The following is a 15,760-nucleotide window of genomic DNA, read 5'->3' as shown; positions in this document are numbered from 1 at the left end:
TTTTTCCTTACCCGAGGCATTTAATCTCGCTTTAAGGCAAAATCAATGTTTGTCCAGGGCTGATATCGTTGGATGCCAATCCATTGGCCTGCTTGATTTTCTCAACAGCGGCAGCAGCACCGCTCGCTCCGTAATTATTAACGGCAATGCGATAAAGCGTTTCGCTCGATTGGACAGTCACTGTCTTCCCGCCTGCAGTCGGGGTTTCCTCCTGCTCTTCTTGCTGTTCTTTTTCTTCAGCTTTCGCACGTTGTTCGGCTTCGGCTTTTGCTTTTGCTTCCGCTTCTTCACGCGCTTTTTGTTCTGCCAGCGCTGTTTCCTGGGCTTTTTTCTGTGCTTGCTGTTCCGCAGCTGCCTGCTCTTTCTCCTTCGCTTTGGCAGCTGCCTTTTCCTCGCGTTCACGCGCTTTTTCTTTTAATTGTTTTTGTTCTTGCGCTTCTTTTGCTTTGGCGCTTTTCTTTTCTTCTTCGTCTTTCTCTTGGTCATCTGCAGCGGCGAGTACCGTACTGTCAGAAGGCGGCTGGGAATTCAATTCGAAGCTGACTTCATTTTCGTTCGTTTTGGCAGTTAGCGTGTCATCCGGTTCATAGTAAAACGCAACATAGATCAACAAAGTGACCGGAATCAAGATAAAGATGAAAAACAAAGAAGGCAATAATAAACCCCTGCTTTTCGGCTTGGGCATTTGGCGTGCGCGCCTCGTCAATTCTGCCATGCGTTCATGCGACAATTCCTGGCGATTCTTTTCCATTGATTCATGATAATTATCGTTTCCCATTTCACGACTACCCCTATCTGTACTAATATATCTATTATGACGAAAAAAGGCTTATTTGTAAATAATAGAAATAGAGATTTTCATATAGGAAGAAGGACCTTCAAGCGCTCTTTCCAAGACCCGTGTGGAGATGCTTTCAGTTCGCTTCGATTGCCTTTGAACAGGCTATAGTCGATTCCATGGAAACTGCAGCAATTAGGCGGTATGCCGGGGTTTTCCTGGTCGAAACTCATGCTGATGTATTGCCGGATGCAGCCTTTTGAATGGACCAGCCCACGAACTGATGCAACTTGCCGTTGTTTTTCTATTTTCAATCGTTCAATCTGGTTCAATGTGCCTTCTAGCGGAAGGCGTTCGCGCCAATAGGAAATGATCCGATACGCCGTTTCCCTCATCATCCCCTGCTCAATCAATTGCTTCGCCTCTTCGCCGCGCTCATAGATCAGCTCGATTTCGTGGCGTTCTGGCAAATCATCCATGATCAAACTTTCCACGAGCCGCTCATCGCCCGCAGCATACAATAAAGTCGCAAGTGACGGCAAAGAATCCCGGCCGGCGCGACCGACTTCCTGAACATATCCTTCTATAGAAGAAGGCAATTGGAAATGGATGACGTGGCGGATGTCGGGAATATGGACCCCCATGCCGAACGCATTGGTCGCACATACCCACTCGAGTTCCTTGTTGGCAAATTGCTGCTGGACGAAAATGCGGTCCTGCTGTTCCATCCCGCCGTGGTAAAATGCCGCCCCGATCCCGAGCGAGAGAAGCCGCTCCGCCAATTCCTGCGATTTCCGCCGCGTTCCCGCATAAATGATCCCTGGCCCGCCATATTCTGCCACCAAGTTCATCAGCGCCTCCAGCTTCTCGTGATCGGTTTCAAATTTCCGGATATCGTAGCTAATGTTCTTCCGGTCCATCGGATGAGAATAGACGAATGGGTCGCTCAATTTTAAATAATGCTTGATTTCATCTGTCACTTTATCGGTCGCGGTTGCGGTCAGCGCCAAAGTTTGCGGATTTCCAAGCTTTGGCAGAACCTCTGCAATGCGCAAATAATCCGGGCGGAAATCGAAGCCCCATTGGGAAATGCAATGCGCTTCATCCGCAACGAGCAGCGAAATGCCAAGTGCTTTCAACTTCCCGAGCACATACGGCTGGACAAGCATTTCGGGAGCCACGAAGATAAATTTATAAGCATCGAGCGTGTTCCAGGCCTTTTCACGATCTTCCGGTTTCATAAATGAATTGATGGCAATGACCGATTTTTCCCCCATCTTTTTCAATTGGGCAACTTGGTCTTGCATCAATGATAAAAGCGGTGAGACGATGACGACGGCGCCCGGCAAGGCTTTCCCAGGGAGCTGATAACATAGCGATTTCCCCATGCCGGTCGGCAGCAATGCTAAAACGTCGCGCCCGGACAGCACTTGTTCGATCACTTGTTTTTGCCCAGGGCGAAATTCCGTGTAGCCGTAAGCGTCGTATAATAGCTTTTCAAGATTCATGTGATGCCTCCTCTCATCGCCAGCGCGAGGCGAATTTGGAAGTAACTGGCTTCCGGCAAACGCTCTTTAATATCCCGCAGGCGCATCGACTTCAACTCTTTGCTGATGTGATGGATTGACTCGAATAATCGCTCATCCATAAACGGTGAAACACTGAACGCCGGATCGTTCATGGCCATCTCTACAAAATGATCCTCGATTGTACTCGTTTTCAGCTGCCTGAGCTCGGCAATCTGCTTTAGTGAAAACCCGCGTTCGGACAATTTTTGCGTTCGTTTCGCCGATTCCGTCAAAGCGGATTGCTGGATGATGCCTTCAAGCATACCCGCTAGCATTGGATATTCCATGCTTTCGAGCACTTCCAGCCAAGCATGCAATGCTTCGACAGCCGCAATTTTCACATCTATCGGCAACATATCGTATTTCATGGCCAATTGATCCCAGGTGAGCCCGCTGACTCCATAACCCGACAACCGCTCCATCAGGATGCCTTTATGCGCTTCGGTTGTTTTTGCTAAAGCCAAGCTGGTTTCAATTTGGTTTTTAAAAGCTTCCTGGACTCCGGCTGAACGAAAATCGATGCGCTTCAAATAAGCCTTGGCCCATGTCTGCACCGTTTCATCGGTGACGACTGGATCAAAGCGTTTGTGGCCTTGCATAAAACTGGACATCGTCTGCACCACTAATGATAGGCGTGCAAAGAACCGGCTTTCGTTGCCCCTGTACTTCCAACCGTTCAAGGGTGTAGGCGGAATTTCCAAATCAAATGCGGAGCGATGGAGCTGGACGCTGTTTTCATCCGGTATCAACAAGCCTTGTGCCTGCAGCCTTTCAATAGACGATAGATAATCTTGCTTGTCCAGCTTAGGGAGCACGGCAAAAAAAGGATGCAGGCCGAAATAGCCGATGTCCTGAATCGTTTGCCCTGATTTCTTTCCTTTAATTAAATGATAAGGGGAAGAAACGGTCCGTTGACCGTCTACCGCTTTCATGATCGTTAAAACGACTTCATCGAATCGCACTGAATTACCCTCCTGGCGGTTTTGGGTTGAAAAAATCATGAAATATCTATAGAATAAACACGATAGTATAACTGAACTTGTTCGGAGATAAAGGAGAGGAACTGGAATGGCTAAATATACCATTGTTGATAAAGATACGTGTATCGCATGCGGTGCTTGCGGAGCAGCGGCACCCGACATTTACGATTATGATGACGAGGGCATCGCCTTCGTTATTCTTGATGATAACACGGGGACTGAACAAGTGCCAGATGAGCTGATGGAGGATATGGAAGACGCATTTGAAGGATGCCCGACCGACTCCATCAAAGTGGCAGACGAGCCATTTGAAGGAGATCCACTAAAATACGAAGACTGACCAAAACTTGGTCAATAGAAAAAGCGGCCGGAAGAATCATCTTCCAGCCGCTTCTTTTTATGATAAATAATAGGAGCGTTGTTTTTCAATCCACGTATGCATGCTGCCGAAGATCAATAAGACGACGGTCGTAAGCGCCAGGCCTTTGATCAAGTTGAACGGCAGGATCCCGAGAACAATGGTCGTGTACAATGCGCTGCCTGTCTGTTCAGGCATATTCAGGAAATACGTGTACATCGGCAAAAAGACGAAATAATTCAGCAAGCTCATGCCGATTGCCATTGAGAATGTCCCGATTACCAAACCGAATGCGATTCCCTTTTTTGTGGAAACTTTACGGTAAATGGCGTAGACCGGCAAAATGAACAACAGGCTCGTCGCAAAATTCGCCATATGCCCTACAGGCACGCCAGTCGGGCTACCTGAAAAAATCCAGTCCAATACGTTTTTAAAGAATGCGACCAAGACACCTGCTACAGGCCCCATCGTAATCGCCGCAATTAGTGCTGGCACGTCACTGAAATCCACTTTCAAAAATGCTGGCAATGCCGGCAGCGGAAAATTGAATAGCATCAACACAAATGAGATGCTGCTCAGCATACCGATGACGATCATCGATTGCAATTTCTTGTTCTTCATGTTCCTCTCTCCTTGTCGTGATTCACCAGAAGAAAGGTTCGGAGCGCATTGCCAAAAAAATCCCTTAAGCAAGGTTCACTTAAGGGAGAGTCAGGCACACTGAAATAAACGGTCCGCCTTTAAAACGGCATGCGTCCGTACCTTCACCTTCTCCCATCCAGACTATACTGTCGGCTTTGGAATCTCACCAAATCCTGCTTTTTACGGCTCGCGGGCTGATGGACCATTGTGTCCAATTACCGCCGGTAGGGAATTGCACCCTGCCCCGAAGATGAATCGATATTTTTTTTATACAAGTCAATTTTATAAAAAAAAGACAGCAATGTAAACCATACTGCTTACATTGCCATCTTTTTAATTTTCTGGCCAGTCGAGGCGGTTGGGGGAAACCGGCAATTCCAGTTCACGAGCGAAATCGAAATCGGCCCATTCCGCTTGCACCGTATTGGATACGGTCAGCGATGAACCGTAGGATTGTGCCGTGAGCGCCATGCTTTCGATCATTTGCATCGCTTCTACTCCATCGAGCGCCTCTAAGTCCAACGGCTCTTCAAATACCACTGTAGCGTTCGCCCCGTCCATCTCAACGCGGTAATTGATCTCTTCCGGAACCGGCGAACGGTAATCGTCGTTCGGCGATTGCTGAAGCGCCATTAGCGCATCTTCCACATTTTCCGGCGACATCCCATAAGCCGGAGCCAAATGCCAGTCACCCGTTGAGGCGGCAAGCAAATAAAAACTTTGCCCCTGCTCCCCGGGGACGAACGGTTCCACTGTCCCTATATGGGATAATTGCGCAGCCTCGCCTTCTTCGTTCAATACATGGATTTCCTGCTGATCCATAAATGTTTCTTCCAGGCTGGATAGGTACAGCAAAGTGGAAGCCGAACCTTGATCGTAGGAATGGCCGTCCGGCAGGAAATGGCTGATTGCCGAACCAGTTTGCTGGAGCTCACCTTCATAAGGGTGGTACTCATCAAACCCCAATCCGGATTCATCGATTTGCCCGGCGAACGTTTCATATAATTCTAGCGCAGTCGGCTCCGGCGTATCAGCCAGCTGTTTTGGAATGACGAAACTTATCGGAACCACATAGCCATGGTAAGCCAGCCCCATGCGTAAAATATGCTCATCTTCCAACTCGCTTTCATAAACTGCGCTCCGCTGCACTTCCGGGTCTTCCGTAGCCAAACTCGCTGCCCCGTCAGACTGTTGTGTAGCCCCTTCCGCTTGATCCGTTTGCGCCTCCTCTGTCGTCACCGTCGACTCCGCATCGCTGCTTTCACTCTCGCTGCTGCTTGAATCGGTTCCATTCTGCTGCAGCAATGAGACGACGAGCACCGATATGCTGAAGAATGCGACGATGGCAACCAGTAAAGGCAGCCAGCGCTTCGGCTGCTTTGGCGTTCGCTCTTTTTGGGAAAGCTTTTTATACACTTCGGCTTTGGGCCGCCTGTCTTGTATTTTGGGGAAATCCCGCAACAAATTTTCGATTTCTTCATCGTTCCATTTGTCATTCGGCATATTCTCCTCCCCCTTCTGCTTCTAGTAATTTTTGGCGGAGGGACCGGATTGCCCGGTGCTGTGTCGTTTTGACTTTGCCTTCCGACCACTCCAGGACTTCAGCCGTTTCCGCAATGGAGAGATCTTGGAAATAACGCATGATGATGACGAGCTTCTGGTCGCCTGTACACAAATCAAGCATTTGGTACAAGCGGATCTTGTCCTCATTGAGCAATGAAACTTCTTCCGGTATTCGTTCAGTTGAAACCAATTGCTGGGTTTCCCAGTCGAAGAAATCCATCGAATGCTTTTTCCTCACTGCCGTCTTGCGGAAATGGTCGATGGCGACGTTTTTGGCGATCGAAAAGAGCCAGGTCTTTTCCGAACTCTTTCCCTGGAACCGGTCATACGCGCGCAGCACCCTCACATAAACTTCGTGCATCAGGTCTTCCGCCACATGCCGGTCCTTCACTAAATACACCAAAAACTGAAAGACATCCTGATGGTATTGATCGTACAGCCTATGAAACACGGAGTCATTCACGCAACTCCCCCCGTTCCTTGGATTAGTCGTCACGACAACAGAAAAGTTACATCGCCTTCAGGGGCAATGTGAAGATGAACGAAGTGCCTTCGCCGAATTTGCTTTCGGCACGGATTTCTCCCGAATGTGCTTTGATGATATTGCTGGCAATCGCGAGGCCGAGCCCTGTGCCGCCTTTGCCGAGCGTCCTGGCTTTATCGGCTTTATAGAAGCGCTCAAAGACGAACTCCAGGTCTTCCTCTGAAATTCCGGCCCCGGTATCGTTAATTGAAACTTTTGCGTAGTCTTCCATATTTTCGACATGCACATGCACTTGCCCTCCCTGCGGCGTGTGGCGAAGTGCGTTATCGATCAAATTCGTCATGACCTGCTCGATGCGGTCTTCATCCAATTCGGCGGCCGCCCAGTCATCGAGTTCGGTCGTGAAGCTCAGTTCGATGTCTTTCTCTTTCGCGGCTTGGCTGAATTTCAAGCTCATCCGCTCGATGGCATTATTGAACTGCACCAATTCTTTGTACAGCCGCATATGGCCGGACTCCAGTCGCGCCAAGTTCAATAGGTCTGTGACGAGGCGGCCCATGCGCTGGGATTCTTCATAGATGATCTTGGTCATTTCGTTGCGTTCTTCTTCGCTTGCGCCGACGTCATCGAGCAAGGCTTCGCTATAGCCCTGCAGCATGGCGATCGGCGTCCGCAATTCATGGGATACATTGGCGATGAAATCTTCGCGCAGCTTCTCAAGACGGTGCTGTTCAGTCATGTTATGGAGCACAGCCACCGCTCCGCGCACACTTTCCCCGCTGTAAAGCGGGCTGAAGTTGACCGCATAATAGGCGCCTTCGATTTCCAGCTCTTCTTCGATTTCCTCCTGGAACGTCAGCACATGGTCGAGCATATGGAGCATTTCCGATGGCAACGCATTGGCCTCGGCCGTGCCGTCTTTGAAGAGCCATTGCCGCAGCAGCTTCTCTGCCGGCGGATTGCTCAACAGGATTGTCTTGTCCTGGTTAAACGTAATCACGGCATCCGCCATCGAAGTCAAGATGCTCGATAATTGCTCTTTTTCCTGATTGATCACTTCGAGGTGATGTTTTAGCTGGCGCCCCATCTGGTTAAAGGCAATTGCCAATTGGCCAATTTCATCTCCAGAAGAAACTTTTACTTTCGTATCAAAATTCCCTTTTGCCAATTCAAATGCCCCTTCGCGCATATTACGCAGCGGGGAAGTAATACGGGTCGACAGGAAAAATGCAAAAAACGTGGTCAATAATAACGCAATAAACGCGGACAGGAAAACGATATTGGTTGTCCTTTCAGCGGTGCGGTCCATAACTTCCAATGATTGGTAAATGAATACCGTCCCGTGAAGCTCATCGCTTGTTTGAAGAGGCGAGGCCATGACGATGTATGATTCCATCCGGTCCGCTTCCGACAATGACGGCAAAAGCATTTCTTTTGTTACGGTTTCATCGCTTTCAAACACTTTTTGAAACTCGTTTTCGCTGACGATCTTTTCCCTGATTGCCTCGCCATTTAAGCCATCATGCAAATAATAAGAGATCTCTCCCGGTTCTTCGGCAATGACGGCATTGGTTTCAGGCCCTAACACCTCGTCGACGATGGACAAATTGTCTTCATTGCCATGATCATTGAAAATCCTCGCAATCATATTGGCTTCATTATGAAGGGCTTCTTCTACCGTCTCGCTATGGAAATTCCCGAGAAACTCCAACAGCAGCACCGTCACAATAAACAAGACAAAGGAAACGAGAAGCAAAATGGTTACCCACAGCTTCCCGACGATGCTATTCCATATTCTATTCATTGCCGACCTCGAATTTGTACCCGACACCCCATACGGTGACGATCATCTTAGCGGCCGATTCGGAGACGCGGTTCAATTTCTCCCGCAAGCGTTTGACATGGGTATCCACGGTGCGCAAATCGCCGAAAAAGTCATAATGCCATACTTCTTTGAGCAAATGCTCCCGGTCGAACACTTTATCCGGGGATTTTGCCAAGAAATATAAAAGTTCATATTCTTTCGGTGTCAAATTCACCTCGACGCCGTCTGCTGTCACGCGGTGCGCATCGTGGTCGATCGTCAGGTGCGGAAAGACGACCAAGTCTTTTGAAACGGTCGAACTTGTCGATGGCGAATAAGCAGACGACCGGCGCAGAATCGCTTTAACGCGCAGCACAACTTCCCGCGGGCTGAACGGCTTGACGATATAATCATCCGCTCCGGATTCGAACCCTTCCACACGGTTTGCTTCCTCCCCTTTAGCCGTCAGCATGATGATCGGCGTCATTTTCGACTCCCGAAGTTCAGTCGCCACTTCGATGCCGTCTTTTTCCGGCATCATGAGGTCGAGCAGGATGCAATGGTAATCCGTCTCCATCGCCTTTTCCATAGCCTCTACGCCGTTTTCGGCTTCCTCTACCATATATCCTTCACGCTCGAGATACATCTTCAACAAGCGGCGGATCCTCTCTTCATCATCCACTACAAGAATTGTAATTTCTTCAGACATCCTAATCCCTCCAACTTTCATCTCTATACCTTTCATTGTACCGATAAGGGTCCCAAAAATAAACGAAAAGCCTTTTCCAGGAAAGGAAAAGGCTTTTTTCATCAAGCGTACGAATGCAGTCCGGCGATAATCAAGTTGACTGCCACCAAGTTGAACATGATGATGACAAAACCGATGACCGCAAGCCAAGCAGACTTTTCGCCTGCCCAGCCTCGCCCGAGCCGCAAGTGCAAATACGCTGCGTAAAATAAGAACGTAACAAGAGCCCAAACTTCTTTCGGGTCCCAGCCCCAGAAGCGCGACCAGGCGATTTGCGCCCAGATCATGGCAAAGATCAATGCGCCGAGCGAAAAGATCGGGAAGCCGATGATGATCGAGCGGTAATTGATCTCATCCATCAGCTGCAGATTGACGTTTTTAGTAAACGGCTGCAACATAGCGGAAATGCGTTTGCGGAAAATGAGCCGGATCAACGCATACAGCACCGTTCCGACCATGACCGACCAAAACACGGTCGTCAGTTTTCCGGCATGGACGATCGGCGGCATTTCCAGTAGCGGCATGAACGCTCCGTCTGTCATTGGCTCGAATTCGTTCATTCCGAAAATCGCCGGCATATTGTAAGTGATTTCCGAGGGTTGTTCGTCTTTGTTAACATAAGCGAAATCCGCTTCATAATTCGTCAAGGTAAAGAATGTACTCGTGACGACAAAGCCCAGCACCAAGACGAGCGAATACATGATGGCTTCAAGCCAAAAGCGCTGCTTCGACTTTTTCTTTTGGTCGACGACTTTGAGCAAATAAATCAAGCCGGCCGCCGCACTGATCGCAAGAATCCCTTCCGCAATGACGACCGTGATGACGTGGATTGCCAGCCAATTCGTCTGAAGAGCCGGAATCAACGGGCTTACTTCACTCGGGAACATGCTTGCGTAAGCGATGATCAATAATGCGATTGGCAAAACGATCATTCCGAGTACTGCGGTTTTATACAATGCATAAAGAATAATAAATCCGCCAACAAGCGTCATTCCGAATGCGGTCGTGAATTCGAACATATTACTGATCGGTGCGTGTCCCGTGACCATCCACCGTGTGATGAAATACCCTAATTGCGCAAGGAAGCCGATGACCGTAATGGTGATCGCGACTTTACCCCAACGCTGTTCAGATCTGTAGGTGCCTTTTTTATTGCCTTTCACGGCCCCACCGAATACGAATGTCGCTAATAGATAGGCAATGAAGGCTACGTATAATAAATTGGAACTGATGTCGGCTAATGTCATGTCAATTGTTCACCTTCCCTTTTCTCCTGTGCTTCCATATCTTCCTGTTGGTCGCGATATGCCGGAAGAGAAGCGTGTTCAGTCACCTGGTCCAAATCTTTTTTCAGTCCAAACCAGTTTTTATTCGTGTGGCCCGCAAGCAAAATGCTGCCATCCGCCTGCTGCTGGATCCAGAAGCGGCGGTGGTTGAAATACATTCCTTGCGCCACGCCGATCATGAAGATCAAACCGCCAAGCCCAAGAATCGGCAAGGTGCGGTCTTTGCGAACCGTCAAGCCGGATGCATCCCGCGTCTCGACACCCTGGAAGGCCAGTTTGTAATCGTTGTCGCCCAATGGTTCGACTGTATTCTGGATGGTGATAAAACTCGTCTCGCCGTCCGGCGTGTCGGGAGTTGTCATTTTCACGAGGAATCCCGGATTTTTCGGCAGCGGTGTCGCTGTTTGCGGTTCGCCGTTTTCAAAACCGGAGAAGTCAGGATAATAGCCAAGCAGCTCGACAAGAGAACCGTCTTCAAGCTCGTAATTGGTTTCCGGATTCACTAAATCGATCGTCAAATCTCCGCGGCTTTCACCCGTTTCCTTGTTCTGCAGCGCGAAGCTCATCGTTTTCAGCTCATCTTGTTGAAAATCCATCTGGTACAAGGCGTAGCCATCGAATTTGAATGGCTGGTTAACGCGGATGGCGTGCTCTTCGACCATTTCCATATCGGCTGTATCGCCTGGCAATGCGCCTTCCGGAATTTTGTACAGAACAACATCCGTTTGGTAATTTTTCGCTACCGTTCCGACACGGTCAATCGCTTCCCCGAATTTCTCTTCTTCGCCTTCACCTGTGTAAGTTTCCAGTGTAAAGCCTTTGCTTTCTAAGACATATCCCGGCGCATCCGGGATTGCACGCGTTTCGCCTTCACGGATCCACAGCGTTTCGTCTACATAGAAACCGGGCATCATGCGCAGCATGACGCCGAACAGGAAGATGATGAGCCCGATGTGGTTAACATAAGGGCCCCAGCGCGAAAAACGGCCTTTTTCAGCAAGCAAGCCGTTTTTATCGGTCGACACCTTGTATTTCAAATCGGTCAATTTTTCTTCGGCTTTTTTGAGCGTATCCGCATCTCCTGGCCCTTCCGCTAAGATGCGCTGTTTGCGCATAAAACTGGAATGCCGCAGCACACGCTGATTTTTCAATGATCTGTAAAGCGGCACAAAACGGTCGAGGCTCGCAATAATCAGCGAGATCGCAAGCATCCCGACCAGTCCGATAAACCAGAACGAATTGTATAAATCATGAAAGCCAAGGGCGTGGTAAACAGTCCCCACACTTCCATAGATATCGGTGTAATAAGCTTCGATATCAGCATCCGTTGCTGCGGGCACATATTGTTTTTGCGGCAAAATCGTGCCGAGTGCGGCAGCGATCAATAACACGATGATGATTCCGACGCCAATTTTAACGCTGGAAAAGAAATTCCAAATTTTGTCGATGATCGACTTGTTATACGTCTGGGAACGTCTCGCTGTTCCTTCATAGCGCATATCCGCCAATTGCTTGTTTTGTTCCTGTTCATTGAGCGGCCGGCCGCACGATTCACAAAGAACCGTGCCTGGCGGGTTTTCATGGCCGCATTTGCAAATCAATTTGTCCATCCCAAAAATCTCCTTATTCAGGTTTGATTTCTTCCATAAAACCTGCGATGTCCTGTTCTGTCATTTCACCGGTTACGATGCGCTGGATTTCGCCTTGCGGGTTCACCAGCATGGTCGTTGGAAGCGGGCGGATATTATATGCAGTCATGACGCTTTTATCGCGGTCGATGACAATCGGGAAATTGAGTCCGTATTGACGGGCGAACGTCTCTACTTCAAAATTCGATTGCGCAATATTCACCGCAAGGATCTGGACGCCTTGATCTTCATATACTTCGTACTGGCTAGCCATAGCGGGCATTTCCTTGATGCACGGTTCACACCATGTGCCCCAGAAATTCAGGAACACGCCCTGCCCTTTATAATCGGACAGCTTATGGGTTTCACCGTCGAGATCCGTCAGCGTAAAATCCGGTGCTGCATCTCCCACTTTCAGCACTTCCACTTCATCGGCCGTCACACTATTGTAGATCGTATAACCAATGGCCGCGACCAACAGCAGCAAAATGACGGAGCGCATAATCGTCCGGTTTTTCTTTTTGTTCCGTTTTTTCTCCGTACTCATAAAGATCCTCCTTCGAAGGATTGGATGCACATCAATTATAGCAAAGATTCATAGGGCCCCTGTCCACAGTTTTGAAGGGTTTGTGAACGTTAGCGGCGTTTGCCGGTATCAGCAAGCACGCGCAATTGCTTTACTTCGTGGGGGCTGAGCTCTCTCGATTCCCCGGCATTCAGGCTATGCAATGTTAAAAAAGCGAATTGTTCGCGGCTTAGCTTCTGGACCGGGAAGCCGATCGCTTCGAACATGCGGCGGACTTGACGGTTGCGCCCTTCGTGGATGGTAATCTGGACAATCGCTTTTGCCGCCTTCGTATCGGCTGACAATAATTTCACTTTTGCCGGTGCCGTCATGCCGTCTTCCAATTTGATGCCGCGTTCGAGTTTCTGGAGATCTTCCTTGGTCGGGATGCCTTTTAAGCGCGCGACATAGGTCTTGTCGATCTCAAACTTCGGATGTGTCAGGCTATTGGCGAATTCACCGTCGTTCGTCAATAGCAATAGTCCTGACGTGTCGTAATCAAGGCGGCCGACAGGATAAATGCGTTCTTCGACATTCGGGAAGAAATCGGTCACGACTTTGCGGTTCTTGTCATCGGACACGGCCGAAATGACGCCGCGCGGCTTGTATAGCAAAAAGTATACTTTGCGTTCTTTTTCCATTTGGACGCCTTCCACTTCGATCTTATCGGACGGTGTCACTTTGACGCCCAATTCCTTGACGGTTTTCCCGTTAACTTTCACTTTCCCATCCAAAATCATTTGTTCCGCTTTGCGCCTGGATGCAATTCCTGCATGCGCCATTACTTTTTGCAATCTTTCCATTTCCTGTTCACCCCATCTAATTAAATACCGGCGGCATAGGCGGCCGATTCACGTTTTTCGCGGTCTTTCTAACCGGAATTATGGCATAATTCCGGTTAAAGAGAAAGCGCATCGCTCAAAAGAAAAGAAGACTGTTAATGCGTCCCAGTCTTCCCAGTAAGCTCCTATGCATTTACTTCTTCTTTGAATGCTTCTTGAAATTTCGTCATGAAAAGATCGCTGTCTTCTTCTGGTTCTTGTGCCATTTCTTCAGGCAGCGGAGGCAATTCCTCCAAGTTCTTCAAGCCGAAATAATTAAGGAATTCATCGGTTGTGCCGTACAAAATGGCACGGCCCGTCCCTTCAGCACGCCCGCATTCCTGGATCAAGCCTTTGGCTGCGAGAGTCGCCAGCGCTTTTTCGCTTTTCACACCGCGCAAATCCTCAAGTTCCACTCGGGTGATCGGCTGTTTGTACGCCACGATTGCCAATACTTCAAGCGAAGCCTGTGACAGCGACTGGGGAGTCGGGTTCTCCACCAGCTTCTGGATGGTTTCCGCCATTTCCGGCTTGGTCACCAATTGATAAACGCCTGCCAGTTCTTTCAACGTCACGCCAAAAGCTTCTCCACCATATCGGCTCTTCAGCTCCAAGAGTGCCTGCTCCACTTGTTCAGCATCAGCTTCCGTCAAAAATTGCAATTGGCTGAAACTCAAGCCATCGTCTCCTGTGACAAAAAGCAATGCTTCAATTTGGCCCAAAAGGTTCTTCTTCATCTTGCCACGTTTCCTTTCTCAGTTCCACCGACAATTCGGTGAAATTCTTTTGCTGTTCGACCGCAATCACTTGCCGCTTCATCAACTCAAGCAAGGACAAGAACGAAACGACGAGCACCGCCTGGTCATCAGACGGGAAAAGTTCGGAAAAATTAGCCCTTCCTTTGAATGATTTTAGCCGTTCGACCATCGAGCCCATCTGTTCTTTGATGGATACTTCCTGGCGTGCGACACGCGTCGAAAGCGGCGCCCTCAATTGCTTCCGGCGCAGCATCTTCTGGAATGCCCCAAGCATTTCATAGGCGTTGGCATCATACTCCATGGCATCGGGCTTCTGCTGGAGTTCCGATAAATCAGCAGGCGCTTTTGAATAAAGCACTGCCCGTTCATTCTCCAGCTTCTTCAGTTCGCCGGCTGCTTCTTTGAATTTCTTGTACTCGATCAGCCGCGACACCAGTTCGTCGCGGGGGTCTTCTTCGTCGAATTCATAATCGAGTTCATCGATTTCCCCTTCGTGCACCGGCAGCAGCGTCTTGCTCTTGATTGCCAGTAAAGTCGCCGCCATCACTAAGTACTCGCTCGCCTCGTTGAGTTCGAGCACTTGCATTGCACGGATATGCTCCATATACTGTGTAGTGATTTGGGAAACGGGTATATCGTAAATATCGATTTCCAAACGATGAATTAAATGCAATAATAAATCAAGCGGGCCTTCAAAGGCGTCCACTTTCACTTCATAAGACATGTGACTACCACCTGACTGTTCATATTCCTACTATACTTGATTATAAAAGAAAGGAGATTGAAATGCATCCGCTTAACCATCCCTTATTCCTTCAATACATCATCCATTTCAATGACGAAAAAGATTATTTCGAATGCCACGAAGTCGGCGAAGAGTATTGGAAACAAATCGCCCCAAAAGACAAGACGCATCCGCTGACCGGGTGGATCCAATTGGCGGTCGGCATGTACCATTGGCGCCGCAGCAATTATCCTGGCGCGCTCCGTTCGCTCATACGGGCCAAACCGAAACTCGCTGAAGCGGGCATTTGGACCGAAGGCTTTGACCAGCAGCAACTAACCCGGCTTCTTGCCGAATCGATACAGGGAGTCACCGACCGCGAGCCGTTCGAGCACCGCGACCTGCCGCTTGTGCCAGGCGAACTCTTTCAAGCGATCGAAGAACGGAAGCAGCAATACTTGGCTCCTGTGCATGATGAGTATTATTTGATGCACAAGCACCGGTTGCGCGACCGGACGGAAATCATTGCGCTCCGGCAACAGAAAAAAAGGCGGAACCTTTAAGAATTAAAGGCCGCCTTTTTTTACTGGGCATTTATTCAGGAAAGCTTCGGTTTCGTCTGTAGCCCGCATTTCCCGGTGCTGCATCATGTCTTGAATCTTATCGATCATCTGATGGCCGATCCCGTCGCCCCGATGGGATGGATTCACCGACACATGATGGATGGTGTAATGATCATCTGCGACTTCCACACCTAACAACCCGACAAAATCGTCCTCTTTTTTCCATAGGAACAATTGCCATTCCGGGTTTTCTTCGTAGATGTGCATGGTCTGCTGCAGCTTTTTCAGTTCGCGCTCTTTGGGCATGAAAGACAATAACCCCATGGCGATCTTTTCAAATGATTTTTTGTATCTGTATAACATAATTGATCCCTCATTTTCATCTTAAAAGCAGCTTTACCCATACTACTATAAACTCCACAATAACTCAAGTTTACACAGGATTAACCGCCTGTGACATTGTCGGCGAAGAACAGCCAATAGGCGATGC

Annotated in this window: 17 protein-coding genes and 1 riboswitch; of the genes, 2 read left to right on the top strand and 15 right to left on the bottom strand. The window is 48.9% G+C overall.

Translation table 11 applies throughout. The features are described 5' to 3' along the window. Positions 1-31: 31 nt before the first annotated feature. The 3 genes from AB9R92_RS16410 to AB9R92_RS16400 all read right to left on the bottom strand — a co-directional run bounded on the left by AB9R92_RS16410 (position 32) and on the right by AB9R92_RS16400 (position 3,308). Positions 32-778 carry a LysM peptidoglycan-binding domain-containing protein gene (locus AB9R92_RS16410; protein WP_370670494.1) on the bottom strand — a complete coding sequence of 249 codons (747 nt, stop codon included), beginning with the start codon at positions 776-778 and terminating at the stop codon, positions 32-34. An 80-nt stretch (positions 779-858) separates the two neighbouring features. Further along, entirely contained in the window at positions 859-2,286 is a 1,428-nt protein-coding gene (locus tag AB9R92_RS16405) for a RecQ family ATP-dependent DNA helicase (protein ID WP_370670493.1), read from the bottom strand. Further along, entirely contained in the window at positions 2,283-3,308 is a 1,026-nt protein-coding gene (locus AB9R92_RS16400) for a YpbB family protein (protein ID WP_370670492.1), read from the bottom strand. The genes AB9R92_RS16405 and AB9R92_RS16400 overlap by 4 nt, the downstream gene beginning before the upstream one ends. A gap of 106 nt (positions 3,309-3,414) precedes the next feature. Here AB9R92_RS16400 and AB9R92_RS16395 point away from each other — a divergent pair, with 106 nt between their 5' ends. Then, complete coding sequence (locus AB9R92_RS16395; RefSeq protein WP_068869317.1) at positions 3,415-3,666, top strand: ferredoxin; 252 nt, start codon at positions 3,415-3,417, stop codon at positions 3,664-3,666. Between the two features lie 57 nt (positions 3,667-3,723). Here AB9R92_RS16395 and AB9R92_RS16390 read toward each other — a convergent pair whose 3' ends face one another. The 11 genes from AB9R92_RS16390 to AB9R92_RS16340 form a co-directional block, all read right to left on the bottom strand. Then, positions 3,724-4,305: an ECF transporter S component gene (locus AB9R92_RS16390; protein ID WP_370670491.1), complete on the bottom strand. Its 582-nt coding sequence runs from the start codon at positions 4,303-4,305 to the stop codon at positions 3,724-3,726. A 141-nt stretch (positions 4,306-4,446) separates the two neighbouring features. Next, positions 4,447-4,582, bottom strand: a riboswitch (FMN riboswitch). A 77-nt stretch (positions 4,583-4,659) separates the two neighbouring features. After that, the gene (locus AB9R92_RS16385; protein ID WP_370670490.1) at positions 4,660-5,829 is read right to left on the bottom strand and encodes a hypothetical protein; all 1,170 of its coding nucleotides are present in this window, start codon (positions 5,827-5,829) and stop codon (positions 4,660-4,662) included. After that, on the bottom strand, positions 5,819-6,352 hold the full coding sequence (gene sigX, locus AB9R92_RS16380) for an RNA polymerase sigma factor SigX (RefSeq protein WP_058380539.1): 534 nt from the start codon (positions 6,350-6,352) through the stop codon (positions 5,819-5,821). Before sigX ends, AB9R92_RS16385 begins: the two co-directional genes overlap by 11 nt. Before the next feature lie 46 nt (positions 6,353-6,398). Then, complete coding sequence (locus tag AB9R92_RS16375) at positions 6,399-8,177, bottom strand: ATP-binding protein (RefSeq protein ID WP_370670489.1); 1,779 nt, start codon at positions 8,175-8,177, stop codon at positions 6,399-6,401. Continuing rightward, complete coding sequence (locus AB9R92_RS16370; protein WP_370670488.1) at positions 8,170-8,886, bottom strand: response regulator transcription factor; 717 nt, start codon at positions 8,884-8,886, stop codon at positions 8,170-8,172. Before AB9R92_RS16370 ends, AB9R92_RS16375 begins: the two co-directional genes overlap by 8 nt. Positions 8,887-8,987: 101 nt before the next feature. Then, the gene (ccsB, locus tag AB9R92_RS16365; protein ID WP_370670487.1) at positions 8,988-10,172 is read right to left on the bottom strand and encodes a c-type cytochrome biogenesis protein CcsB; all 1,185 of its coding nucleotides are present in this window, start codon (positions 10,170-10,172) and stop codon (positions 8,988-8,990) included. After that, entirely contained in the window at positions 10,169-11,821 is a 1,653-nt protein-coding gene (locus tag AB9R92_RS16360; protein WP_370670486.1) for a cytochrome c biogenesis ResB family protein, read from the bottom strand. The genes ccsB and AB9R92_RS16360 overlap by 4 nt, the downstream gene beginning before the upstream one ends. Positions 11,822-11,834: 13 nt before the next feature. Beyond that, positions 11,835-12,386, bottom strand: coding sequence for a thiol-disulfide oxidoreductase ResA (resA, locus tag AB9R92_RS16355; protein ID WP_370670485.1), 552 nt, complete (start codon positions 12,384-12,386; stop codon positions 11,835-11,837). A gap of 89 nt (positions 12,387-12,475) precedes the next feature. After that, entirely contained in the window at positions 12,476-13,207 is a 732-nt protein-coding gene (locus AB9R92_RS16350) for a pseudouridine synthase (protein ID WP_211654380.1), read from the bottom strand. Positions 13,208-13,371: 164 nt separating this feature from the next. Continuing rightward, positions 13,372-13,962, bottom strand: a complete 591-nt coding sequence (scpB, locus tag AB9R92_RS16345) for an SMC-Scp complex subunit ScpB (protein WP_370670483.1) — start codon at positions 13,960-13,962, stop codon at positions 13,372-13,374. After that, positions 13,934-14,707, bottom strand: a complete 774-nt coding sequence (locus tag AB9R92_RS16340) for a segregation/condensation protein A (RefSeq protein WP_370670482.1) — start codon at positions 14,705-14,707, stop codon at positions 13,934-13,936. Before AB9R92_RS16340 ends, scpB begins: the two co-directional genes overlap by 29 nt. A 62-nt stretch (positions 14,708-14,769) precedes the next feature. On the opposite strand from AB9R92_RS16340, the gene AB9R92_RS16335 reads away from it, so the two are divergent. Further along, positions 14,770-15,270 carry a DUF309 domain-containing protein gene (locus AB9R92_RS16335; RefSeq protein ID WP_370670481.1) on the top strand — a complete coding sequence of 167 codons (501 nt, stop codon included), beginning with the start codon at positions 14,770-14,772 and terminating at the stop codon, positions 15,268-15,270. A 3-nt stretch (positions 15,271-15,273) separates the two neighbouring features. Here AB9R92_RS16335 and AB9R92_RS16330 read toward each other — a convergent pair whose 3' ends face one another. Then, on the bottom strand, positions 15,274-15,633 hold the full coding sequence (locus AB9R92_RS16330; protein WP_058380529.1) for a GNAT family N-acetyltransferase: 360 nt from the start codon (positions 15,631-15,633) through the stop codon (positions 15,274-15,276). Positions 15,634-15,760 lie beyond the last annotated feature (127 nt).

Source organism: Planococcus sp. SSTMD024 (assembly GCF_041320495.1).
GTDB lineage: Bacteria > Bacillota > Bacilli > Bacillales_A > Planococcaceae > Planococcus.
Note: the sequence above shows the minus strand (reverse complement) of the source record. Positions and strands in the feature narration are given on the sequence as shown.